This is a genomic window from Pseudolabrys sp. FHR47, assembly GCF_005153485.1.
GTDB lineage: Bacteria > Pseudomonadota > Alphaproteobacteria > Rhizobiales > Xanthobacteraceae > Pseudolabrys.
On sequence record NZ_CP039740.1, the window covers coordinates 3,103,867 to 3,126,936 of the forward strand.

At 61.3% G+C, this 23,070-nt stretch carries 20 protein-coding genes; 12 read left to right on the forward strand and 8 right to left on the reverse strand.

Annotation, left to right across the window (positions count from 1 at the left end; genetic code table 11):
- Window positions 1-56: 56 nt before the first annotated feature.
- The 7 genes from E8Q40_RS15255 to E8Q40_RS15285 form a co-directional block, all read right to left on the reverse strand.
- Complete coding sequence (locus E8Q40_RS15255) at window positions 57-377, reverse strand: hypothetical protein (RefSeq protein ID WP_137045344.1); 321 nt, start codon at window positions 375-377, stop codon at window positions 57-59.
- Window positions 378-494: 117 nt separating this feature from the next.
- The gene (locus E8Q40_RS15260; RefSeq protein ID WP_137045345.1) at window positions 495-1,799 is read right to left on the reverse strand and encodes an NtaA/DmoA family FMN-dependent monooxygenase; all 1,305 of its coding nucleotides are present in this window, start codon (window positions 1,797-1,799) and stop codon (window positions 495-497) included.
- A 79-nt stretch (window positions 1,800-1,878) separates the two neighbouring features.
- Window positions 1,879-2,634, reverse strand: a complete 756-nt coding sequence (locus tag E8Q40_RS15265; RefSeq protein ID WP_137045346.1) for an amino acid ABC transporter ATP-binding protein — start codon at window positions 2,632-2,634, stop codon at window positions 1,879-1,881.
- Window positions 2,631-3,440, reverse strand: coding sequence for an ABC transporter permease (locus E8Q40_RS15270; protein WP_137045347.1), 810 nt, complete (start codon window positions 3,438-3,440; stop codon window positions 2,631-2,633). Before E8Q40_RS15270 ends, E8Q40_RS15265 begins: the two co-directional genes overlap by 4 nt.
- Complete coding sequence (locus E8Q40_RS15275; protein ID WP_137045348.1) at window positions 3,437-4,138, reverse strand: ABC transporter permease; 702 nt, start codon at window positions 4,136-4,138, stop codon at window positions 3,437-3,439. Before E8Q40_RS15275 ends, E8Q40_RS15270 begins: the two co-directional genes overlap by 4 nt.
- A gap of 110 nt (window positions 4,139-4,248) precedes the next feature.
- Complete coding sequence (locus E8Q40_RS15280) at window positions 4,249-5,088, reverse strand: transporter substrate-binding domain-containing protein (RefSeq protein ID WP_137045349.1); 840 nt, start codon at window positions 5,086-5,088, stop codon at window positions 4,249-4,251.
- 47 nt (window positions 5,089-5,135) lie between these two features.
- Window positions 5,136-6,359 (reverse strand): NtaA/DmoA family FMN-dependent monooxygenase, encoded by a 1,224-nt coding sequence (locus E8Q40_RS15285; protein WP_246662869.1) that lies wholly within the window; start codon window positions 6,357-6,359, stop codon window positions 5,136-5,138.
- A 507-nt stretch (window positions 6,360-6,866) separates the two neighbouring features.
- Here E8Q40_RS15285 and E8Q40_RS15290 point away from each other — a divergent pair.
- From E8Q40_RS15290 to E8Q40_RS15310, 5 genes are all read left to right on the forward strand, one after another.
- Window positions 6,867-7,832 carry an ABC transporter permease gene (locus tag E8Q40_RS15290; RefSeq protein ID WP_168197858.1) on the forward strand — a complete coding sequence of 322 codons (966 nt, stop codon included), beginning with the start codon at window positions 6,867-6,869 and terminating at the stop codon, window positions 7,830-7,832.
- Window positions 7,833-7,842: 10 nt separating this feature from the next.
- Window positions 7,843-8,721, forward strand: coding sequence for an ABC transporter permease (locus tag E8Q40_RS15295; protein ID WP_137045352.1), 879 nt, complete (start codon window positions 7,843-7,845; stop codon window positions 8,719-8,721).
- A 2-nt stretch (window positions 8,722-8,723) separates the two neighbouring features.
- Entirely contained in the window at window positions 8,724-10,541 is a 1,818-nt protein-coding gene (locus E8Q40_RS15300) for an ABC transporter ATP-binding protein (RefSeq protein WP_137045353.1), read from the forward strand.
- Between the two features lie 190 nt (window positions 10,542-10,731).
- Window positions 10,732-12,246 carry an MATE family efflux transporter gene (locus E8Q40_RS15305; protein ID WP_137045354.1) on the forward strand — a complete coding sequence of 505 codons (1,515 nt, stop codon included), beginning with the start codon at window positions 10,732-10,734 and terminating at the stop codon, window positions 12,244-12,246.
- Entirely contained in the window at window positions 12,243-13,253 is a 1,011-nt protein-coding gene (locus tag E8Q40_RS15310) for a DMT family transporter (RefSeq protein ID WP_137045355.1), read from the forward strand. Before E8Q40_RS15305 ends, E8Q40_RS15310 begins: the two co-directional genes overlap by 4 nt.
- Window positions 13,254-13,313: 60 nt before the next feature.
- Here the strand turns inward: E8Q40_RS15310 and E8Q40_RS15315 are convergent, their stop codons facing one another.
- Window positions 13,314-14,309 carry a LysR family transcriptional regulator gene (locus E8Q40_RS15315; RefSeq protein ID WP_137045356.1) on the reverse strand — a complete coding sequence of 332 codons (996 nt, stop codon included), beginning with the start codon at window positions 14,307-14,309 and terminating at the stop codon, window positions 13,314-13,316.
- Window positions 14,310-14,696: 387 nt separating this feature from the next.
- On the opposite strand from E8Q40_RS15315, the gene E8Q40_RS15320 reads away from it, so the two are divergent.
- The 7 genes from E8Q40_RS15320 (at window position 14,697) to E8Q40_RS15350 (ending at window position 23,058) form a co-directional block, all read left to right on the forward strand.
- Complete coding sequence (locus E8Q40_RS15320) at window positions 14,697-16,286, forward strand: ABC transporter substrate-binding protein (RefSeq protein WP_137045357.1); 1,590 nt, start codon at window positions 14,697-14,699, stop codon at window positions 16,284-16,286.
- A gap of 395 nt (window positions 16,287-16,681) precedes the next feature.
- The gene (locus tag E8Q40_RS15325) at window positions 16,682-17,986 is read left to right on the forward strand and encodes an NtaA/DmoA family FMN-dependent monooxygenase (RefSeq protein WP_370455193.1); all 1,305 of its coding nucleotides are present in this window, start codon (window positions 16,682-16,684) and stop codon (window positions 17,984-17,986) included.
- Between the two features lie 61 nt (window positions 17,987-18,047).
- Window positions 18,048-19,361, forward strand: coding sequence for an NtaA/DmoA family FMN-dependent monooxygenase (locus E8Q40_RS15330; RefSeq protein ID WP_168197859.1), 1,314 nt, complete (start codon window positions 18,048-18,050; stop codon window positions 19,359-19,361).
- 41 nt (window positions 19,362-19,402) lie between these two features.
- A complete protein-coding gene (locus E8Q40_RS15335; RefSeq protein ID WP_137045358.1) occupies window positions 19,403-20,713 on the forward strand; it encodes an NtaA/DmoA family FMN-dependent monooxygenase in 1,311 nt (436 codons plus the stop codon).
- A gap of 46 nt (window positions 20,714-20,759) precedes the next feature.
- The gene (locus E8Q40_RS15340) at window positions 20,760-21,302 is read left to right on the forward strand and encodes a flavin reductase (protein WP_137045359.1); all 543 of its coding nucleotides are present in this window, start codon (window positions 20,760-20,762) and stop codon (window positions 21,300-21,302) included.
- A gap of 89 nt (window positions 21,303-21,391) precedes the next feature.
- The gene (gene ribB, locus E8Q40_RS15345) at window positions 21,392-21,982 is read left to right on the forward strand and encodes a 3,4-dihydroxy-2-butanone-4-phosphate synthase (protein WP_246662870.1); all 591 of its coding nucleotides are present in this window, start codon (window positions 21,392-21,394) and stop codon (window positions 21,980-21,982) included.
- On the forward strand, window positions 21,982-23,058 hold the full coding sequence (locus E8Q40_RS15350) for an LLM class flavin-dependent oxidoreductase (protein ID WP_137045361.1): 1,077 nt from the start codon (window positions 21,982-21,984) through the stop codon (window positions 23,056-23,058). The genes ribB and E8Q40_RS15350 overlap by 1 nt, the downstream gene beginning before the upstream one ends.
- Window positions 23,059-23,070: the final 12 nt, after the last annotated feature.

A 23,070-nucleotide genomic window follows, 5' to 3' on the forward strand; every position in this document is an offset into this window, starting at 1 on the left:
AAAACGGCCCGGAGGTCAACGCCGCCGGGCCGTTTCGCATTTCATCTCCTACCCGATCAGAACGAGCCCGGCGGCAGGCGATAGATGTCCGGCGTCTTGGCATCGGCAATGTAGAACAGCATCAGGCTGGCCGGCGTCAGGATGCGCTGGTTGTTCTCGCCCTGAGTAAAGGCGCCTTGCAACAAAAGGATCGCGGTGCGGCCCTTGGCGTCGCTGCCGTGGAACATCAGCAGACCGTTATTGATCGGCATATTGGTCGCGACGGAGTCTGGCTTGAAGCCCTCGCTCATGAAATGCGAGCGCAGCACGCTCGAGTTCGAGAACAGTTGCTCCGGTGTCATCTTGTCGTCGGTGGCCTTCGACCATGAGGCCGACACCTGGTTCAGTCCGGGTTACCTCAGATGGCCGTTCGAATGCGACCCATGGTCTACGGATTTAGAGTGAGGAGTTTCCGAGGATAGCCAGACACTTGCCTGCGTTGGGATCGCCTTACATCAGAACTCCCGCAGCGTCTCCCGCAACGTAGTCTTGGTGTATTCGGTGCGCACAACGCCCAGTCGTTGCAGTGCCGGCACCAGGCCTTCGCAGATCTCGGTGATGTATTGCGCGCTGACAAAGGTCGTGTGCGGCCGCGTAATCAGAAAGCCGTCGCCGCCGATCTGCTCCATGATCTCAGCCATGTTATTGGCGACCCGGTCCGGCGTGCCAACCATGCCGTCCAGGCCGCGCGACACCTGCTCCATCACCAACTGGCGCAAGGTCTTGCCTCTGCCCCACTGCGCAAAGGCATCGAGCGAGCCCTGCTCGCCATTGGTGGTTAGCGGCGGCAGTTCCTTGTCGAGGTCGAACTTGGAGAAGTCGATATCCGTAATATTGCTGATCTGCGCCAGCACGCGCTCGATATAGCCCGGCGCCTGCCGGATGCGCTCGAACTTTGCTTGCGCTTCCGCGTCGGTCTCGCCAAGCACCGGCGCGACGACGAACAGCACCTTGATCTCGTCCGGATTCCGTCCCGACGCCTGAGCGCGCGCCCGCACGTCGTCGCGATAGGCCTTGTTGGCAGCCACACCCGATGACGGCGCGATGATGCTGTCAGCAGTGACCGCGGCGAACTGGCGGCCGCGCGGCGACCCGCCGGCCTGCACGAAGGCCGGCCGGCCCTGCGGTGACGGTGCGGTATTCAGCGGTCCTCGGCACTTGTAGTACTTGCCGACAAAATTGATCGGCCGGACTTTCTTATAATCGGCGTAAGTGCCGGTTTCACGGTCAAGTACGACGGCGTCCGGGTCCCAGCTGCTCCAGAGCTGCTTGCACAACTCGACATATTCGTCGGCCATGTCGTAACGGGCCTGACGCGGCGGCAATTCGTCCATGCCGAAGTTCTGCGCCGCCTGGTTCTCGCCGCTGGTCACGATATTCCAGCCGAAGCGGCCCTTGCAGATGTGATCCAGCGTCGTGGAAAGCCGCGCCAACATGAACGGCGGATAGGCCATGGTCGACATCGTGGCGACGATGCCCATCTTGCTGGTATTGGCACCGAGCAGCGCGGCGAGCGGTGCCGGATCATGCTTCGGCACCGCGATCGCATTCTTCAGCGAGGCCTCCATGCTATGGCCGTAAACATCCGAGATCATCAGCGTGTCTTCGAGCATGATATAATCGAAACACGCCCGCTCCATGGCCTGAGCCATCTTAATGTAAAAATCACCGGTCCACGGCTGCCCGCCATTGGCGAATGGCTTGTTCCATTCATCCGCGATGAAGTTGGTGAACCAACCCAGATGAAAACGCTTCGGCATTCACATATCCTTTCGTAGCGCCGGCACACCGGCGTGTCGTATCGCAGAGACGCCGCCGCCTTACGGCCGCGCCGATTTGTCAGTGCAGGATTTGCGCGAGGAACTGCTTGAGCCGGCCGCTGCGGGGGGCCTCGAAGAACGACAATGCCGGCGCGATCTCGACGATCTCGCCACGGTCCATGAAGACGCAGCGATTGGCGACACGCCGGGCAAAACCCATTTCATGCGTGACACAGATCATCGTCATGCCGTCATTGGCCAACTCCTCCATCACCTGGAGAACTTCGTTGATCATTTCCGGATCGAGCGCAGAGGTCGGCTCGTCGAACAGCATGATCGGAGGTTCCATGCATAGAGCGCGCGCAATCGCGACTCGCTGCTGCTGGCCGCCGGAGAGCTGACTGGGATACTTCAGCGCCTGCTCCTCGATATGAACACGCTCGAGGAAACGCCGCGCGATTTTCTCGGCAACCGGCGCTGACATGCCACGGGTCAGCCGCGGCGCCAGCATGCAGTTCTCCAGAATGGTCAGATGCGGAAACAGATTGAACTGCTGAAACACCATTCCGACTTCGAGGCGCACGTCCTGGATCGATTGCGGTGAGCTGTTGACCTCGATGCCATTGACAACGATCGAACCGCAATCGTGCGGCTCCAACCGATTGATGCAGCGGATCAGCGTCGACTTGCCCGACCCGGAGGGGCCGCAAATGACGATCTTCTCACCCCGCTTCACTTCGAGGTCGATCTGCGACAGCGCCTGAAAGCCGCCATAGAATTTGTCGACGCCTTCCATCCGGACGGCGACGATCGCCTTGTTCGGGTCTTCGCTCATGCTGCATGCTCTCGAACGGGGGTGACGGAAACCGTCGCACGGGCCGCCGCCAGGCGCACCACAGGCTTGCCGCCGAGCTGGGCGGCGACCGCGCCTCGTGTCGTTTCATCGGCAATCAGATGACGGTTGAGATACTTATCGATCTTCTTGAAGACCAAACGCATGGTGTTCACAAAGGTCCAGTAGAGCGCCGCGGCCGTGAGCAGCGGCGTAAACGGATCGTAGGTATCTTCGAATATGCCGTTGGCCACCGCCGTCAGGTCCATGACCGTGACCGTTCCGACAACCGCCGTCGCCTTTGCGAACATCACGACTTCATTCTGATAGGCCTTCAGGCCATAACGCATGGCCAGCGGCAGACGGATATTGAAAAATGTGTCCCGTGGGGAAATGCCCAGCGCATTGCTGGCCTCGATCAATCCGGCCGGAACGGCTTCGAGCGCGCCGCGCACGACCTCGACCATGTAGGCGGTATGATTGAGAACCAGCGCGATGACAGCGCAGGCGAACGCGCTGCTGAAGACGACCCAAAGCGGCCCGTTTCGCACCATCTCGATCTGCGCAATGCCGTAATAGACGAGATAGAGCAAGATGAGCAGCGGCACGCCGCGGAAGAACAGCACATAGAGACCGGCCAGCCCCGACAGCAGCCTGTTCTTCGACATGCGCGCCAACGTCACCAGAAGCGAGGTCACAAGTCCGATGCCAAGCGTAATGAACGTCAACAGAATGTTGTTGACGATACCGCGGCCCATCGCCGGCAGGCTTGCCCAGGCCAACTGCGGATCAATCGGCAAGTAGCTCATGCTTTCACCCGTGCTATTCCGCGTGAGAACCGGTGCTCGAGAGCGGCCGACAGCCGTAGCGTCAAACCGCTGAAGATGATGTAGAAGACCGCCGCAACGATGAAGAAGATGAAGGGCTCCTTCGTCGCGCCCGCCGCAATCTTGGCGTTACCGACGAGTTCATTCAGCCCTGCCAGCGACACCAGCGGCGTGTCCTTCAAAATAACGATCCAGATATTGATCAGGCCCGGCAGCGCCAGCCGGATGACCTGCGGCATGATCACGTGAACCCAGGCGGAACGCGGCTTGATTGCGAGCGCAGCCGCCGCCTCGAACTGACCGCGCGGGACATTGCGCACGGCGCCGCGCACCAGTTCGGCAATGTAGGCGCTATAGACGATCGTCAGCGATGCAACGCCGGCGGCAAACGGGGTGATGTCGAAGCTTCGCGACTTTCCTATAATGCCGGACAGGATCGAGCTGCCGCCATAGAAGATCAGGAAAATGATGATCAGCGACGGCACGCCTGTGATGATGGAGATGTAAGTCTTGTAAATCCCCTGAACGATTGCGTTACGAGATACGCTACCGACAACACCGATGACAAAGCCACAAGTCAGGGCCAGCGTAACACCCATGACGAACAACTTAACGGTGGTAACGCCGCCGTAGAGAATCTGGAGCAGATAGCCGTTGAACTGATCGGAGAATATTTCCATGTCCTGGCTCTCCTTGTCGGCCGCCGACCGAAAGGGCCCGGCGACAACGCTGCGGATCGCTCGTTATCGGAGCGGCTTCCCGATGATGGGAAGCCGCTCATGTTTTCCGATTACATGCCTTTTGTGACGCAGGCGGCGTCCTCGGGCAGCACCGCGACATCGAGATACTTCTTGCGGATCGCCGTGAACGTGCAGTCGGCAATGATCGTGTCGAGCGCCGCGTTGAGACGCTTGACCAGCCCGTCTTCACCCTTACGCACGGCCCAGGTCAGCCCGCGCTCGCCTTCGGGAATGTCATCCTGACCGATATTGTATTCGCCGCCGTCGATCTTCCAGTCCTTGCCCTCGGGCTTCATCAGGATCTGGGTCGCCGCGTTGATCTTGAGCATCACCAGCGCATTGACGCGCCCGGCGAACAGATCGAGCTTCATCTGGTCTGGGTTTTCGTAGTAAACATATTCGATGGAATCGCCGAACGTTTCCTGGGCCCACTTGGAGTTGGCGCCGCCCTTCTGCAGGCCGAGCTTCATACCCTTGCCTTTGAGGCCTTCCTTGGTGAAGGTGTAGTTGCTGTTCTTCGCGACCACGAAGGTCGATGGATTGACGAACAGACGGCGGGTCAGGGTCAGGCGCTGACGCCGCTCGGTCGTCATCAGCAACTGCGAAATCAACACGTCGAACTTGCCCTGCGTGAGAGAGGGAATCAGCGCCTTGAAATCCATGACCTGGATTTCACACTCGACCTTCATGCGCTTGCACATCTCGCGTGCGAGATCAGGCTCGACGCCTTTGACGGTGCCATCCGCGTCCACCATGCTGAATGGCGGAAACACGCCTTCATTGCCGAGACGAAGCTTTTCGGCCTGGGCAGGAGCGCCGGCAGCGATGCCCGCCGCAAGCGCGATCGCGAGAGTGGCACTGAAGCGAAGCGGACGAGTTGCGAAAGCCATGACCCTTATCCTTTCCGAATGAGTTGACGTGTGATCTTCAGGCGTCATCAGAATTCCATCAGGTTTTCACGCAAATGCTCATGCGCATAAGCGCGCCGCGTCGACTTTCTTTGTTGAAGTGCGGGCACCAGCCCGTCTGTGATCGTGGCAATGCTCCGCCGACTGACGTCCGGCAGATTGATCAGGAATCCGTCGCCGCCGATCTCCTGCATCGCCTCGGCCATCTGGCCGGAAACGCTGTCGGGGTCGCCGACGAGATCGATCGTGCCACCATTACTGGTGTAATGAATGATCGCATCGCGCAGGGAGCGATTCCCTGCCCTTCTGAGGAATTGCGCGAGGCTCGACTGATGGCCGTTCGTCGACAATTCCAGCTGCGCGACCGGTGTGTCGAGGTCGATATCCGACAGGTCGAGGTTAGTGCTCCAGCCGAACTGGGCGAGCTTGGCCTCGATGTTCTTCTCGGCGACGATGCTCCGCTGATCGGCCTTGGCCCGCGCCTCTTCCTTCGTTTCGGCAACGATCGGTGAAATGAGAAAGAGAACTTTGCAACTGGCGGGATCGCGACCGGCAAACTTCATCTGTGTCTGCACATCGTCCCGATACTTCTTCATCGCCTCGATGCCCTTGGGGTGCGCGACGATGGTGTCGGCATGGCGGGCGGCGAACGCCTTGCCCTTCTCCGATCCGCCGGCCTGGGCGATGACGGGCGATCCCTGAGGCGCGGGGCCTGAGTTCAATGGACCGCGCGAGCTGTAGTATTTGCCCTTGTAATCGATCGTGTGAACTTTGGTGTGATCGATCAGTACGCCCGTTTCGCGGTCGGCGACGATGGCGCCCGGCTCCCACGACGCAAAGAGTTGCTTGACGATCTCGACATATTCCTCCGCCATGTCGTAGCGGATGTCATGGTTCGGCAGCGCGTCCATGCCGAAGTTCATGGCCGACAGATCGGAACTGCCGGTCACCATGTTCCAGCCGGCGCGGCCGTTCGATACCTGATCGAGCGTGCTGAGTATCCGTGCGGTTAGATAAGGATGGTAGGCAAAAGTCGACAACGTCGGGACGATGCCGAGGCGCGTGGTGGCCGCCGCCAGTAGAGTAGCCACGACGCTCGGCTCCTGGCGTGGCACCGACATGCCGTTCTTGAGAAAGATCTCCCGCGAATTGCGCCAGTTCTGTCCAACGTAGATCGAGTCCTCGATCAGCAGGTAGTCGAAGCAGGCACGCTCCATGGCGCGGACCAGATCGACGAATAGCGTCGGTTGCATCCACTCCTCGCTGATGTTCCCGGTCCAGGGCTGCCGCCAGGCTTGAATGCTCGAGCCTTGGAGGAACCATGCGAGATGAAATGGATCGTTGGACATGTCCGCCGCATCGCTTGGCCACAATCGCCCTCCGCATGACCGGCCACGCCACGCAGAGTTTGTCGTCCTATTGCTAAACGGAGCGCGGCGCGGGGACTATCAAGAAGCCGAACGCGATAAGCCGCCTTTATGCGATGATTTTGATGCCGCATTTTTCGGCTGACTGGTCAGTGCGGCACCACACGAACAGCGTCCCTGCGAACGGCGCAAAAATAATCACGCCGCTGCAATCCATGCACAATCCAGGGCAAGAGCCCCGGAAAGCTTCGTAATTTCTTGATGTTTGGAGGTGCTGCACGAGGCTACCGTACCCTTAGAGCACGGCGGCAATGCCCTGTTTCATGTCTATTGGTCGGTGCCAATGGCCGGAACCGAACGGCGCCTGACGCTTGCTGTCAACTGGAGCCGGCAGTGAACCTGAAGTTGCTGCGACAGATTGCAACGCGCCTGGGTGCCAATCTGGTGACGTTGGTCGTTGTCTCAATCGTGACGTTTGCCCTTATGAACCTCAAGAAGCCGGAAGACATCGCGCGCAGCGTTCTGGGCCGGGAGGTCACGATCGATCAGATCGAAAGCTTCGTAAAGCGGAACCAGCTCGATCGGCCGGCCGTCACGCGTTACATGGAGTGGATAGGGAACCTCATGCGCGGGGACCTCGGCAAGTCCGTCGTTACCGGCCGGCCCGTCTCCAACGATATCATCACTCGCCTGTCGCGCAGCCTGATCCTCGCCGGCATTGCCGCGCTGCTTGGCGTCACAGGTGGCATTCTGATCGGCGTTTTCCTCGCCCAGCGCAAAGGAACTCCAACCGACTTCCGGCTGGTTACTTCGCTCCTCGTCCTGGCATCGATGCCCGAGTTTCTGATCGGAATCGCTCTTTATCTCGTCTTCGTGATTTGGCTCGGCTGGTTCCCAACCCAATCAGGCATGGCCTTTTCGTTTGGCGACTTCTGGGCCCGCGCCGTGTCCTTCGTCCTGCCATCGGCGACCATCGCGCTGCTGCTCATGCCGCATATTGCGCGCGTTGCCCGCGTCGTCACCGCCGAGGCCCTCGCGTCGGGTTATGTCAGCGCCGCGCGTCTGCGCGGCCTCGACGAGCGGCAGATCAAATGGGACCATGCCTTCCGCAACGCCGCCGCGCCGCTGGTCAGCGTCATCAGCATCAACATCGTTTACGCCATTTCGGGCGTTCTGGTGATCGACTACCTGTTCGGATTCCCGGGGATCGGCTCACTCTTGGTCGCGGCCATCGGCAGCGGCGACGTGCTGTCGACACAGAGCATCATCATGATGTTCGCGGTCATCATCACCCTGATCAACATCACCGCCGATATCGTCACGCTGTGGCTCAGCCCACGCCTCCGGCTGGCGTCCTAGAGAGGATGGCATGTCGGTCCTGACGCTCGAAGACAACCGCACCTTCCGATGGCGATCGAAATGGATCGGAATTCTTTCGTCACGCGACGGCCGCGCCGGATTTGTGCTGATCGCCATCATGCTGGCCCTGATCGCTACCGGCCCGCTCCTTGCGCCCTATGCGCCGACCGAGATCCGACTGGCGCCGGCCAATTCGGCACCGTCCTGGCGGCATTGGCTCGGCACCGATCATCTCGGCCGCGACGTGCTCAGTCGTTTCCTGTGGGGCGGCCAGAACATCATCGCCATCCCGGTCGTCGCCGTCACCATCACCTATCTCACTGCCGGGCTCCTCAGCCTGGTCGCTTCTTATAAGGGCGGGCTGTTCGACATCGTTGTGGCGCGGATGTTCGAATTCCTGATGAGCCTGCCGTCGCTTCTGAAAATCCTGATGCTGGTGGCGGCGTTCGGGCCATCAACGCCGATCCTCGTGATCGCTATCGCCATTTCGAACATGCCCGGCTCGAGCCGCGTCGTGCGAGGTGCCGTACTCAGCCAGGCAGGCGTCGATTATGTGCAGGCCGCGCAGGCACGCGGTGAATCTGCGATGTCGGTGGTCATTCGCGAAATCCTTCCGAATATCGTCGGACCGATTGCGGCCGATTTCACGCTACGCATCACCTGGGGAATTATCGCGCTGTCGACCTTGAGCTTCCTCGGTCTCGGCGTTCAACCGCCGCAGCCCGATTGGGGCCTGATGATCCAGGAAGGCCGAACGTCGCTGCAGCAGGCGCCGCTGGTCGCCATCGTCCCGGCGATCGGCATTGCTTGCCTGTCGGTCGGCTTCAATCTGGCGGCCGATGCCATCATCAAACAGTTCAACGATGGCAAGGTCGAAGAAGGCCATTGAGCATGGACACCCCCGCCGCCTCGATGATGTCTTCGCCGCATACCGGCGGCGGCCTGCGCGTCGATCGGTTGAGTGTCCGGTACCCCGGTCAGCGCGATGGTCTTTTCACGGTCTGGGACGTGTCGTTGACACTTCGATCGGGTCAGATTCTCGGTCTCGCCGGCGAATCCGGCTGCGGGAAATCGACAACTGCGAAAGCAGCCATCGGATTCCGGCAGGCCCAGGAAGAGATCAATGGATCGTCCACTCTGAGCGGCGTTGATCTGCTGCGCCTGCGCGAGCAGGAGTTGCGGCGGCTCTGGGGCAACCGTGTCGCCTACGTTTCGCAAAGCGCCTCGCTTGCCCTGAACCCGGCGCTCACTGTCGGCCGGCAGCTCGCGCAGCCGCTGCGCAAACATCTTGGGCTGCGCGGCAAGGCGCTTTACAAGCGTCAGTTAGAGCTGCTCGACATCGTCCAACTCCCCAACCCGAAAGAAGCGCTCAAACGCTATCCGTTCCAGTTCAGCGGCGGGCAACAGCAACGCATTGCTCTGACGATCGCGTTGTGCTGCGAGCCTGACGTGCTCATTCTCGATGAGCCGACGACCGGCCTCGACGTCACGACCCAGGCTCACATCTCGGCGGTGCTGCGACGGATCGTCGATCAAACCGGCATCGCCGTGCTCTATGTGAGCCACGACCTCGCTTTACTTGCCAATTTGTCCGACCGCATCGCCATCATGTATGCCGGCGAAATCGTCGAGGAAGGACCGACCGCCGACGTCGTGCGATCACCGCGTCACCCTTACACCAAGATTCTTCTCGGGTTGAGCCCACGGCTCGACGATCCGCGACTCGTCGCCGGCATCCCCGGCATTCCGCCCGCAGGCGTCGTGCTGGACCGCTGCGCTTTCGCGGCCCGTTGCCCGCACGCCCAGCCGATCTGCGAGAGCCGGCAGACGCTCGAACCTGTCGGCGTCGCTCATTCGGTTCGCTGCATCCGCTCCGACGCACTTCGCGCCAGCCTTCCGGTCCCGGTCACGCTGGAAAAGGCGCCGGAGCGGGACAGGAAGCCACTCCTGATCGTCGACCAGCTCGAACTCACCTACAAGAAGGCGACCGTCAAATCCGTCGACAAGGTGTCGTTCCGCCTGCGCGAGGGCGAGCGCATCGGCATCGTCGGCGAAAGCGGCAGCGGAAAATCTTCGGTCCTGAAGATGATCGTCGGCCTGATCGAGCCGACCGAGGGCTATATGCGCTTCGACAACACGCGGCTCGACGGCCTGGCCGTCACCCGACCAAAGTGGCTGTGCCGCGATATTCAATTGATCTTCCAGAATCCGGACGCCTCGCTCAACCCGCGTCATTCGATCCGGCAGATCCTGTCGCGGCCGCTCATGACGTTCCGGCCCGAACTGACGGCGGCCGAACGTGAAGCGGCCATCCGCGAAGGCATCGAACGCGTCCAGCTGTCCGCCGCCGTCATCGACCGCCTGCCCGGCGATCTGTCCGGCGGACAACGGCAACGTATCGCGATTGCCCGCGCCTTCCTGGCCAAGCCGCGGCTCCTGCTGTGCGACGAAGTCACCTCGGCGCTCGATGTGTCGGTGCAGGCGACCGTGCTGCAGATGATCGCCGAACTGTCCGCCGAGACCGGAACGGCGGTCGTTCTCGTCAGCCATGATCTGGCGCTGGTCCGGACCATGGCCGAGCGCACCATCGTGATGCGCAATGGCCGGATCGTCGAGCAGCAGGACAGCGACAAGCTCTTCCTCGAACCCCAGTCCGACTACACGCGCGAACTCATCGCCGCGATCCCGAAGCTTCATCTGGCGGCTTGACCATCATGGGCGAGCCACCGGCAAGAAACGGCACGACAGAGCGGGAGAAGCACATTTGACCCAAGGAGAGACCGACCCGATGAACAACCAGCAACGCTGAACGCCGAACCGAACGTCCAGCCGCAAGGCACCCCTTGCCCGTAGCTTCCGCAGAAATGCCGTTACGTCGCAATCCTGCGCGCAGCCGATCATGCATCACGACTCGATGACCCAGACAGCCATCAGCATTTCAACCGAGCCGGACGCCGCCGCCAGTGGCAAACGGCAGAGCGCGGTCGCATCGGACGGCACGCCGCCGCGTCTATCGACGCGGCGGCATGTCATCGACACATCCAGCCTGGCCGCACCGATCGCCATGGGCCAGTTGTCGAAGCAGCTGATGCAGGCCGTCACGTTGATCCTGTTCGGCACGATCCATCCCGAGACTTTGGCCGCAGGCGGCCTTGCCGTGCGCATCAGCGTCACCACCCATATCCTGTCAGCCGTGCTGCTGACAGTAGGCGCTACCGTCTCGATGGCGCAGGGTGCCGGCGACGTGCGGCGGGTGACGACGCTCTACTGGAACGGCCTCTATCTCACCGCGCTGCTGTCGCTCGTCTCGTTCGTCTGGTTTTCCAACGCGCACTTTCTTCTGACGGCGCTCGATTTGCCGTCCGATGTTGTAAGGGATACGCAAACCTGCCTCGACGTCATGCGCTGGGCCGAGCCTGCAAACCTGCTGTCGCTCGGCCTCATGCGCGGCGTGCTGCCGGCCTTCGGACTGGCGCGCATTCAATACCTGCTGACGCCGTTTGCACTCGTCATCTACGTGGCCGGAGCCTTTCTGCTGTCCAAAGGCTCGATCGGCTTTCCGCCCATTGGATGGATCGCAATCCCTATTGCCATGGTCGCGAGCCGCTGGGTCACGGCGCTGGTCATGCTGGCCATCGTTCATGCGACGTCGTATCGGAAACATATTCCGATCATCGCGCCGCGCCTCTCCGTTCTCGGGCCGATGCTGCGGTTCGGCGTACCGTTCGGCATCGTTCAAGCCCTCGATACATTATTTTTCTTTACGACGACACTCATGATCGGCAGGCTCGGTGCCGTGCCTCTTGCCGCCCATCAGATTGTCATGGGCTACGGCATTCTGACGTCGAGTTTCGCCGTCTCGGCCGGCGACGCCGGCTCGCTCCGCGTAAGCTACTTGCGAGGCCGGCGAGCGTTCGTCGACGCCCGCCGCGCCGGTTTCATCGGCATGATCCTGAGCCTGGCGATGACATCTCTGTCGGCGATGCTCGTCTTCCTTTTTCCCGACTTTTTCCTCGGCATGTTCATCGATCTCAATGCGCCGCAGAATCAAGCCGTCGTTTCGGCTTCGCGTGAGTTGTTCTACCTCAGCCTGTTCTGGATACTGGCTGACGGCGTCTATCTGGCTGCGCTCGGATTGCCGCGCGCCACCGATGACAACCGCTTCGCGGCCCTTGCGGTGCCATTTGTGTATTGGGGAATCGGTTTATCGACGGCGATCGTCCTCTCGTCGTTTCTTCAACTCGGTCTGGCAGGATATTGGTACGGCTTCGTGCTGGCGCTGGGCGGCAATGCGCTGGTCCTGACGATCAGGTATGCCTTGGTGACACGATCTGGCGCCCGGATGCGCAACTCCTCATCCGAATCGCCCCAGCTCGTTCTGGCCTCGAACGAGACACACCGGGGCCGGGAATGAACAAGCCGGAACGCCCACCAGGGACGACCGGCGAGCCTGTCGATTGGCGCGAGGGCGACATCGACCGGGAACGGCCCGAACCGCCGGTCGCGCCAGCTCATGCCGCTCGCGCGTCGTTGAGGCAACGCTGGCGCACCCTTCCGTTCACCGATCTCTGGAACGGCGCCTCGAACAATCTCCGCGCGACGATCATGACACTCGTGTCGATTGTCCTATTTTCTGCCGTGATGGCGAGCATCAAGGCCCTCGGATCGCAACTTCCGATGACCCAAATCCTGTTGGTCCGCCAGCTCGTCGTCTCGTTGGTGATCTTTTATCTGATCGGCGGCCGCATCCGGCAGGCCCTGCATACCGAGCGGCTTGGCCTTCAAATCATGCGCGGCGTGTTCTCCTGGGGATCGCAGCTGACCCAGTTCATCGCCCTTCTCTACATCCCGCTTGCCGAAGTAACGGCACTGAGCTTCAGCCAAGTCGTGTTCATCACCATCGGCGCCGCCGTCATTCTCCGCGAACGCGTCGGCTGGCATCGCTGGTTCGCGACGGTCACGGGGTTTCTCGGCCTATTCATCATGCTGGCGCCAACCGGGGAAGGCCTCAATGCTTTCGCCCTTCTCGCGCTGACAAGCGGCGTCCTGGGAGCCGGCGTTTCGCTGACAATCCGTGCCATGGCCGACAAGGAATCGACGCTGACCATCATGCTCTATCAGTGTGGCATTCTTTGTCTCGCCTATGTCGGGCCGGCACTTTGGTATTGGACCTGGCCCACGGCGTGGGAGTGGTACATCCTCGTCCTGATCGGTCTGCTCGGCGCGCTAGCTCAATATCTGTTCACTCGCGGCTGCCAGATTGGAGAAGCCGCCGCAATTGCGCCGCTCGAGTTCACGCGTCTCCTCCTGGCGGCGGTTGCTGGCTATCTGGTCTTCTTCGAGGTGCCGAGCCTACTAACATTGACAGGCGCCGCCGTCATCATCGGGTCGATGATCTATACGGTGCGACACAATCGCTAGCGACAGCGACCCGAGGCGCCCTTTCGACGCCTCGGTCTTTCACAAGGAACGCTCTTCGCGTTAGCCTACAGCGCTCCGCGGCTTCACGACCGCTGTCGGCATGGACATGACATTTCCCGTCTTCTCTGGCTTTTTCGGCAGCGGTTCCATGTGAATGTCGATCAGGCTGTCGACGAAACGCGCCGCGAGCTTGAACTCGGGGGAATTGGGCCGGGTGACGGCGGTGATCGGATACTCGCGGCGCGTCAATTCCGGCTTTATGACGCGGAGCGTGCCCGCTTCGATATGTGGCAGCGCGATGTGCTCGGGCACATAGCCGATATTGCGACCGCAGAGGATGAGCGCAAGCTTGGCGTGAGCGCCATTGCCGACGTCGCCGAGCGTCTTGAAGTGATGCCCATAAGACACCCGGGTGACGTCCTCAAGATGGCCCCTGCTGCAATACGACGCCGACGCGATATGCTCCGCGGTGATCAGATCGTCAGAGATATCGAACAGCGGGTGGGGCCGGCCGCAACACAGCAACGCCACTTCCTCGAACAGGCGCTCGTAGGCGAGATGGTCGAATTGCTCGCTCATCAGTCCAATGCCGACATGCGTCAATCCATCGGCGACGCGGCCCGCCATCTGATAGCCAAGCATGATTTCAATTTTGAAGCGGATATTCGGATAGTAGTCCGTAAAGCGCTCGATCGCTTCGGAGATGCGCGCCCGCGGATTTTCGACGACGCCGTCCTGGATGCCTACGACGAGTTCGCCATGAGCGCGTTCACTGATGGTGGACGCTCGTTGTTTGAAGACCTCGATCGACGCGAAGAGATCCTTCGCCGCCTCGTAGACGAGTTCACCTTCGCGGTAGAGCTTGAACCCCTTCGGGCCTCGCTGACACAGGCGCACGCCGACGCGGCCTTCGAGCGACTTGACGTGCTCGCTGAGCACCGATTGCGACATATTGAGCGTCGCCTGCGCGGCGGTAAAACCGCCTTCTTCGACAATCGTGCAGAAGCAGCGCAACAACTTAAGGTCGATATCGTAGATCTGGCTTATTCCTGACATGGCGGCAATCTCCTTTGGCATAGACCAGGCGTGCCTGGACTAGACTTTCGGCGATGACCTCCGGCGCTGAGCGTTCCAACCCAGGGACATAAGAGCAAAGCCTATGCCAGCCGCTATAGCGCATAATCTTTCGGCATTAACCGTCGCCTCGGGCCGCAAGTCCGCCGTTTAGAGCGATGTTGCACACGATTTCGGTCATTGGCCGCAAACCAGACCGCCGCGCCACCCGCTGGCCTATGCCGCTTTTTTGTAACCTTGCCCAAACAGATATCGGGATACCGGGCCAGCGAAGCATCTCGCTTTCCTTATGGTTTGAGCATTTGCGGCCCTATTAGCTCAGAGCGACTCGTCTTTCTTCCTGGGTGGAACTGACTGGATCGGCTCATCATGACCACGCGCGACGACCTGACAGACGACTTTCTCAGCGACACATGGCTCGACCGCCGGCAGCTTATGCTCGGCGCGGTTGCAGCCGGCGGCAGCGGGCTTCTCTCGGCCCTGGCATCGCTGCCGGCACGGGCGCAGCCGAAGCGCGGCGGCATCCTGCGCTACGGCTTCGGCGATTCCGATTCAGGCGAAAAGCTCGACCCGGCCCGTATCAAGAACGGCGCCGGCATCGAACTGATGCATGTCATCTACGAACCGCTCGTTCGCCGCGGCAAAGATTGGAAATTCTATCCTTACCTCGCGGAGTCCTACGAACTGGACAAGGAATCCAATGCCTGGATTTTCCGCCTGCGCAAGAACGTCAAATTCCATGACGGCTCTCCTCTGACCGCCAAGGATGTCGTCTATTCGCTCGGCCGCCTTCTCGATGAGAAGGTCGGGTCATCGGTTCGCGCGCGGCTCAAGGGCAGCTACACGCCAGAAGGTCTCGAAGCGCTCGACGATTACACCGTCAAGATCAACATGCTTCGGCGGGACACGATGCTGGACCAGCCGCTGTCGCGCTATAACTGCGGCATCATTAAAGCCGGCACCGAACCGATGACCGATCCGGCCTCCGCCATCGGGACGGGACCGTTCAAGGTGACGGGCTTCGAGCCGGGTCAGTCGTGGGAGGTCGCGCGCTTCAAGGACTACTGGAACAAGACACTGCCTTACCTGGACGGCATCCAGTGCGTCCATATTCCCAGTCAGACGGCGAAAGTGCAGTCGGTCGTCTCCGGTACGGTCGACCTGATTGATCCGGTCGATTCAGTCCTCGTCAAGGAACTCAAAAAGGATGCGCGCGTCCGCGTCGAGCCGCTGCCGCATGCGATGTCGTGGTGCATCTTCTTCAACCACCGCATCAAGCCTTTCGACGACGTCCGGGTACGGCGCGCGATCAAACTGGCCGTCGATCGCAAGCTGATCCTCGATACAGTCTATCAAGGGCTCGGTGTCACCACGCCCGACGTGCCTTTGCCGCCGGACGATCCGATGTTCCCTGAGGATGTCGGTGACGGCGCCCAGGACATTGCGGGCTCGAAAAAGCTCCTCGCCGAGGCCGGCTTTCCAAACGGATTGGAGTTCACACTTTATACCTCCCCCATTCTGCCCGGCATGGTCGATCTCGCCGTCACCTTTGCGGAGTCGGTCAAAGCCGCCGGTATCAAGGTCACCGTCAATCAATGGCCGGCCGCGACCTACTGGGATCAGGTCTGGCTGAAATATCCGACCTTCGTCGACTACAACTTCCGGCGCAACGCCCACGATGCGCTCGATCTCGCTTTCGCCAAAGGCTCGCCTTATGCCGCGGGCGTCAATTTCGACGACGACGGCAAATTGCGGGAGTTCATCGACCGGGCGCTCGTCGAATCGGACCCTGCGAAACAGACCCAGATGTACAAGGATGCGATGCGCCGCGTCGCGCGCGAGGCCGGTGTGATCATTCCCTGCTTCCTGAGCCGCAACTTCGTCCTCAGCAAGAACGTCCAGGGCGATCTTTTCAAATGGGAGATGCCGGTCGGTTACAACGAACTGGCCAAGAGCTGAACTTACACGCGCCGAGCCCGCCATACTGGGGCTTCGAGTTCCCTGCCAAGCTCCCTGCAACTTGAGCCGATCGACTGCGCGATCAAACCCCGGCGCTGTAGCCGCCGCGGTTTCAATCCCTCCCGCAAGCCGATCGGCTGCTTTTTGCCGCCGTGGCTCACTGGCGTTTGCCCTCTGTTTCGCCGCCACACGATCCAGCCCCGTTACAGGCACCTCCGTCCTCCGGACACTGCCTCTTTTTTATAGTGACCTGCCTAGCCGCGCATCGTCCGGCACGACCGGCGTTGCTTGTCGCATTCCTGATGGTTTCACCACCCCCGCGGCGGTTACCTCAATGCTGACGATCAGCACCGTGGCGCACGATTTCACGGTGACGCGCAAGAAGGGGCTAAGCAGTGCCAAAGAAATTCCATCTCGGTTGGTTCATGACCGCCACCGTCGACGATTGGAACCAGCCGTTCTCGGCCGGAGGCAATCCATGGGACGGCGAATTTTACGTCGACATGGCCAAAACGATGGAACGGGCCTGCTTCGACTACATCATGCTCGAAGACACGCTCATGATCGCCGACGCTTTCGGTGGCTCAACCGAGGCCTATCTCAAATACGCGCTGATGGGCCCGAAGATGGATCCGGCGCCGATGGCGGCGATGATCGGCTCGGCCACCAAGCACATGGGCGTCGTAGCGACCATGTCGACCATGGCCTATCCGCCCTTCATGCTGGCGCGGCTCTGCACCACACTCGACCATATCTGCGGCGGCCGTTTCGGCTGGAATATCGTCACCACCGGCGAAAACCACGCCGCGCGGAATTTCGGCATGGACGAACTGCCGCCGCGCCAGCAGCGCTACGACATGGCGGACGAATACGTTCAGGTCGTCAACGAACTGTGGAAGAGCTGGGACCCGGACGCCGTCGTTCTCGACCGTGAAAAGGGAGTCTATGCCGACTACAAGAAGGTCCGCCCGATCAACTTCAAGGGCAAGTACTACAAGGTCCGCGGTCCGCTCAACACGGCGCCATCACCCCAGGGGCGTCCGGCCTTCGTCCAGGCTGGCGGTTCGCCGCGCGGCCGCCAGTTCGCCGCGATCACCGCCGACAGCATCATCGCGTCCGCCTCCGGTGTCGAAGCCATGCGCGAGTACCGGACGGATGTCCGCAACCGCGCCGCCGCCGCCGGCCGCGACCCGGACGAAATCAAGGTGCTGTTCATCGTGACGCCGGTCGTCGCCGAAACCCAGCGCGCCGCGCAGGAGAAATTCGATCTCCACGTCAACGCGCCCGACTACATCACCAAGTCGCTCGCCGGCATCAGTTCGGTGACCGATATCGACTTCTCACAGTTCGATCTCGACAAGGAATTGCCGCGCCTGACGACCAATGGCGAACAGGGTTCGCTCGACGCGTTTGCCCAATGGGGCAGCGGCAAGACGTTGCGCCAGTTGGTCCGCGATCGCGCCCAGCGCGGCCTGCCCGGCGTCATCGGCACGCCCGACCAGGTCGCCGAGCGGCTGATCGAAGTGAACGAGGAGTTCCAGGGCGATGGCTTTTTGATCAATTCGCCGTTCCACAAGATTAGCCGTCGCTACGTCAACGAAATCTGCGAGGGCCTCGTCCCGGCGCTACAGCGGCGTGGTGCGGTTCGCACCCAATACAAGGAAGGCAACACGCTGAAGGAGCTGCTGCGGGAATTCTGACCGCACGCATTCCGAGCAACGGCAACGCGTTAACGAGTGACGAAAGAAGGCGAGACGTTAAATGGCGGCAAAGAAGAAGTTTCACCTCGGCTGGTTCATGAATTTCACGCCGGACGAATGGGAGCGCCCGCTCACCTCGGCCGGCGGCCAGCCCTGGGATGGCAAGTTCTTCATCGACTGGGCCCAACAGATGGAACGCGCCTGCTTCGATTACATCATGATCGAAGACACGCTGATGATTTCGGAATCCTACGGCGGGTCGTCGGAGGCCTATCTCAAGCACGCCATCATGGGGCCGAAACACGATCCGGCTCCGCTTGCCGCCCTGCTCGGCGCCAACACGACCCGGATGGGCGTTGTCGCCACCTTCTCCACGATGGCCTACCCGCCCTTCATGCTGGCGCGGCTGTGCAACACGCTCGACCATATCTGCAAGGGCCGTTTCGGCTGGAACATCGTCACCAGCGGAGAGAACCTCGCGGCCCAGAATTTCGGCATGGACGAACTGCCGCCGCGGCAAGACCGTTACGACATGGCCGACGAATATGTCGAGCTATGCAAGCAGCTCTGGGGCAGTTGGGACCAGGACGCCGTCGTTCTCGACCGCGCCACCAATACCTACGCCGACTACAAGAAAGTCCGGCCGATCGACTTCAACGGCAAATATTTCAAGTGCCGCGGTCCGCTCAACACAGCGCCGTCACCGCAAGGCCGCCCGGCCTTCGTGCAAGCCGGCGGATCGCCGCGCGGCCGCAAATTCGCGGCGATGACCGCCGACAGCATCATCGCGCCATCGGCCGGCATCAAGGGCAACAAGGCCTATCGCGACGACGTCCGCGCCCATGCCGAGAAGGCGGGCCGCAATCCGGACGACATCAAAGTGCTTTTCGTTTGCTCGCCCATTCTCGGCGAAACCATGTCGGAAGCCCAGGATGCGCTGGCCCGCATCCAGGAGTCGCCTAACTATATCGAGCGCACGCTCGCCGGCCGCAGTTCGATCACCGATATCGACTTTTCCCAGTTCGATCTGGACAAGGAACTGCCGCCACTGACGACAAACGGCGAACAGGGATCGCTCGACGCCTTCGCCCAATGGGGCAGCGGCAAGACCCTGCGCCAGCTCGTCATGGACAACGTATCTCGCGGCCTCGAGGGCTTGGTCGGCACGCCTTCATCGGTTGCCGACTACATGGAGCAGGTCGCGCATGAAGTCGGCGGCGACGGCTTCCTCATCACCAAGCCGCAAACAACCCTCGTCAACCGCAAATACATTACCGAGATCTGCGAAGGACTAGTGCCCGAACTTCAACGGCGCGGACTGGTCCGCACCGAATACACCAAGAAGACACTCCGCGAAACGCTACGCGAATTCTGATGTCGCACCGGGCGAAGCCCGGTCTGGAGAAGGCAAAGACAGTGACCAAGAAGAAGTTCCACCTCGGCTGGTTCATGAATTACACGCCCGACGAATGGGAGCAGCCGCTCACATCCGCCGGCGGCCAGCCCTGGGACGGCAAGTTCTTCATCGACTGGGCACAGCAGCTCGAACGCGCCTGCTTCGATTACATCATGATCGAAGACACGCTGATGATCTCCGAGACCTATGGCGGCACGGCGGAGGCTTATCTCAAGCATGCCATCATGGGACCGAAGCACGATCCTGCGCCGCTCGCGGCATTGATGGGCGCTAATACCAGCAAGCTCGGTGTCGTCGCCACTTTTTCCACGATGGCCTATCCGCCCTTCATGCTGGCGCGGCTTTGCAACACACTGGATCACATCTGCAAAGGCCGGTTCGGCTGGAACATCGTCACCAGCGGAGAGAACCTCGCGGCCCAGAATTTCGGCATGGACGAATTGCCGCCGCGGCAGGACCGCTACGACATGGCCGACGAATATGTCGAGCTTTGCAAGCAACTCTGGGGCAGTTGGGATCAGGACGCGGTCGTGCTGGACCGCGCATCCAACACCTACGTCGACTACAAGAAAGTCCGGCCCATCAATTTCAACGGTAAGTTTTTCAAGTGCCGCGGTCCGCTCAATACAGCGCCGTCGCCGCAGGGTCGTCCGGCTTTCGTGCAAGCCGGAGGATCGCCGCGCGGCCGCAAATTCGCGGCGATGACCGCCGACAGTATCATCGCCCCGTCCGCCGGCATCAAGGGCAACAAGGCCTATCGCGATGACGTCCGGGCCAATGCCGAGAAAGCGGGACGCAATCCCGACGACATCAAGGTTCTGTTCCTGATACAGCCGATCCTCGGCGAAACGATGCAGCAGGCGCAAGACGCGCTGGCCCGCATCCAGAATTCCCCGAACTACATCGAGCGGACTTTGGCTGGCCGAAGCGCAACCTCCGATATCGATTTCTCCCAGTTCGATCTCGACAAGGAATTGCCGCCATTGACGACCAATGGCGAACAAGGGTCGCTCGATGCTTTCGCCCAATGGGGCAGCGGCAAGACCCTGCGCCAATTGGTGATGGAGAACATCGCGCGCGGCATGGAGGGATTGGTCGGCACGCCGGAATCGGTCGCCGACTACATGGAACAGGTCGCGCATGAGGTCGGCGGCGACGGCTTCCTCATCACCAAGCCGCAGACCACCCTCGTCAACCGCAAATACATTACCGAAATCTGCGAGGGACTGGTGCCGGCGCTGCAGCGGCGTGGTCTGGTCCGCACCGAATACACCAAGAAAACACTACGGGAAACGCTCCGCGAATTCTGAGGAACGCCCAAGGACAGGCCCACACCACACTGGGAAAAAGTGCGAGATGAACATGACAGCCTCGGCGGTTTCGGTCACGATCCCGGCTTTCGATCCTGCGGTTACCGCAGTCGACAGCAAAGCGTATCGCAGCGGCATGGCGCGATTGCCGGCTGGCGTAAACATCATCACCAGCACCGGCCCCGCCGGCTGGTGCGGCTTCACGGCGTCGGCGGTCTGCAGCGTGACCGACGATCCGCCGACCTTGCTGGTCTGTATGAACCGCAATAGCCAGTCGTACGATTCGATCCGGCAAAGCGGCGTCCTCTGCGTCAATACGGTTTCGACTGAGCACGAAGAGCTGTCGAAGCGCTTTGCCGGCTCGGTCAAAGACATGAAACAGCGCTTTGCCGGCGCCGAATGGACAACCCTGTCGACCGGCGCACCGGTGCTGGTCGGTGCCAATGTCGCGTTCGACTGCCGTATTGTCAGTGAGGTGAAAATCGGTACGCACGACGCCTTGTTCTGCGAAGTCGTCGCGGTCAGCGAAGCCGGTGCGTGTACGGGTTTGGTGTATTTCGGCCGCCAGTTTCACAACGTTGCGGTCTAGCCCAAGGCCTGCCACACATGAATACCCTGCCCTTCAGACCGCGACGAACCGACAGCCTTCTCGCTCCGATCTCGACCCCCGAGGAGATCGTGGCTGAAGCCCGCGCCGGCCGCATGGTTGTTCTGGTCGACGATGAGGACCGCGAAAACGAAGGCGATATCGTCATTCCGGCGGCCTTTGCCTCGGCGCAGGCCATCAATTTCATGACGCATCATGCACGTGGCCTGGTTTGTCTCGCCCTCACGGCCGCGCATGCCGAACGCCTGGCGCTGCAACCAATGGCGGCGACGCCGAACACGCGCTTCGGCACTGCCTTTACGGTGTCGATCGAGGCCCGCGACGGCGTCACCACGGGTATCTCTGTTTATGATCGCGCGCGCACCATTGCGGTCGCCATCGATCCGGCCTCGACGTCGGCCGATATCGTGACGCCCGGGCACATGTTTCCATTGATCGCGCGCGACGGCGGTATCCTCTCCCGGCCCGGTCACACCGAAGCAGCAGTCGATCTGGCCCGCATGGCCGGCGTCGATGCTTCAGGCGTCATCTGCGAGATCATGAATGACGATGGCACAATGGCCCGGCTGCCGGACCTTCGCGTCTTCGCGGCGCGCCAAGGCCTTAAGCTCGGCACTATCGCCGACCTCATCGATTACCGCCGCCGAACGGAGAAACGGTGATGCGCCTGTCGGTCCTCGATCAGTCGACCATTGTCGCGGGCCGTTCGCCCGGCACGTCGATTCGCGATTCGCTGACGCTTGCCCGCGCCTGCGAGACGTTCGGCTATCATCGCTACTGGGTGTCCGAGCATCACAACAACGACGCCGTAGCCGGTTCGGCGCCGGAGGTTCTGCTCGGCGCCTTGGCAGCGGTCACCACCCGAATGCGGATCGGCAGCGCCGGCGTGCTGCTGCCGCACTATTCGCCTTTCAAGGTCGCGGAGCAGTTCCGCGTGCTCGATGCGCTGGCGCCCGGGCGTATCGATATGGGCATTGGCCGTGGCCCTGGCGCGGATCGGCAGACCATTTACGCCCTGAACCCGTCGATGATGGACGATCTCCTGTCGATGGGCGGCGGCGACAGCTTCGCCAGCGATCTCGAGGATCTCATCGCATGGTCGCGGGGCGAACCGTTGCCCGAGGATCACCCCATGGCCGGTGTTCGCGCCCAGCCGCAGGGCACCACTGCGCCGGAGCCGTGGCTGCTCGGCAGCAGCCCTTACACTGCGAGTCTCGCGGCGCAGATGGGCCTGCCCTACTGCTTTGCGCACTTCTTTCACGATGGCGAAGGCTGCGCCGAAGCCCTCGATACCTACCGCAGGAATTTCTCATCCAACGCCTCAGGGGCGGGTCCGCTCGTCAGCCTGTGCGTCTGGGCCATCGCCGCCCCAACCGCGGAGAAAGCCGAACAGCTTTTCCTGCCCTACGCGCACTGGCGGCTGGACCGTGACCGGCTGGTCAATTCCGCCTTTCCCAGCCTTGCGCAGGTCGCCTCGCGCCATGTCCCGCCGCAGGCGCAGGCCAAGATCGACCGGCTGCGCGACACCGCGATCTTCGGCACGGCGGACGCCGTCGTGCATAGGCTACGCGATATCGCCGCGACATTTGCCATCGACGAGGTCGTGATCGTCACCATGGCGCACGATCCTGCCGACCGGCTGAAGTCATATGAACTGATTGCCGGCGAGATGAACCTCTCGCCGATCCGCAATATCGATCTCGGCGGCCATGAGCCGCGCCCGGCCATCGTTCACTAGTGGAAACCCACC

Coding starts and splice junctions, on each gene's coding strand:
- E8Q40_RS15260 (WP_137045345.1), bottom strand. CDS start 1,799: ATGCCGAAGCGTTTTCATCTGGGTTGGTTCACCAACTTCATCGCGGAT.
- E8Q40_RS15265 (WP_137045346.1), bottom strand. CDS start 2,634: ATGAGCGAAGACCCGAACAAGGCGATCGTCGCCGTCCGGATGGAAGGC.
- E8Q40_RS15270 (WP_137045347.1), bottom strand. CDS start 3,440: ATGAGCTACTTGCCGATTGATCCGCAGTTGGCCTGGGCAAGCCTGCCG.
- E8Q40_RS15275 (WP_137045348.1), bottom strand. CDS start 4,138: ATGGAAATATTCTCCGATCAGTTCAACGGCTATCTGCTCCAGATTCTC.
- E8Q40_RS15280 (WP_137045349.1), bottom strand. CDS start 5,088: ATGGCTTTCGCAACTCGTCCGCTTCGCTTCAGTGCCACTCTCGCGATC.
- E8Q40_RS15285 (WP_246662869.1), bottom strand. CDS start 6,359: ATGCAACCGACGCTATTCGTCGATCTGGTCCGCGCCATGGAGCGTGCC.
- E8Q40_RS15295 (WP_137045352.1), top strand. CDS start 7,843: ATGTCGGTCCTGACGCTCGAAGACAACCGCACCTTCCGATGGCGATCG.
- E8Q40_RS15300 (WP_137045353.1), top strand. CDS start 8,724: ATGGACACCCCCGCCGCCTCGATGATGTCTTCGCCGCATACCGGCGGC.
- E8Q40_RS15305 (WP_137045354.1), top strand. CDS start 10,732: ATGCATCACGACTCGATGACCCAGACAGCCATCAGCATTTCAACCGAG.
- E8Q40_RS15310 (WP_137045355.1), top strand. CDS start 12,243: ATGAACAAGCCGGAACGCCCACCAGGGACGACCGGCGAGCCTGTCGAT.
- E8Q40_RS15315 (WP_137045356.1), bottom strand. CDS start 14,309: ATGTCAGGAATAAGCCAGATCTACGATATCGACCTTAAGTTGTTGCGC.
- E8Q40_RS15320 (WP_137045357.1), top strand. CDS start 14,697: ATGACCACGCGCGACGACCTGACAGACGACTTTCTCAGCGACACATGG.
- E8Q40_RS15330 (WP_168197859.1), top strand. CDS start 18,048: ATGGCGGCAAAGAAGAAGTTTCACCTCGGCTGGTTCATGAATTTCACG.
- E8Q40_RS15340 (WP_137045359.1), top strand. CDS start 20,760: ATGAACATGACAGCCTCGGCGGTTTCGGTCACGATCCCGGCTTTCGAT.
- E8Q40_RS15350 (WP_137045361.1), top strand. CDS start 21,982: ATGCGCCTGTCGGTCCTCGATCAGTCGACCATTGTCGCGGGCCGTTCG.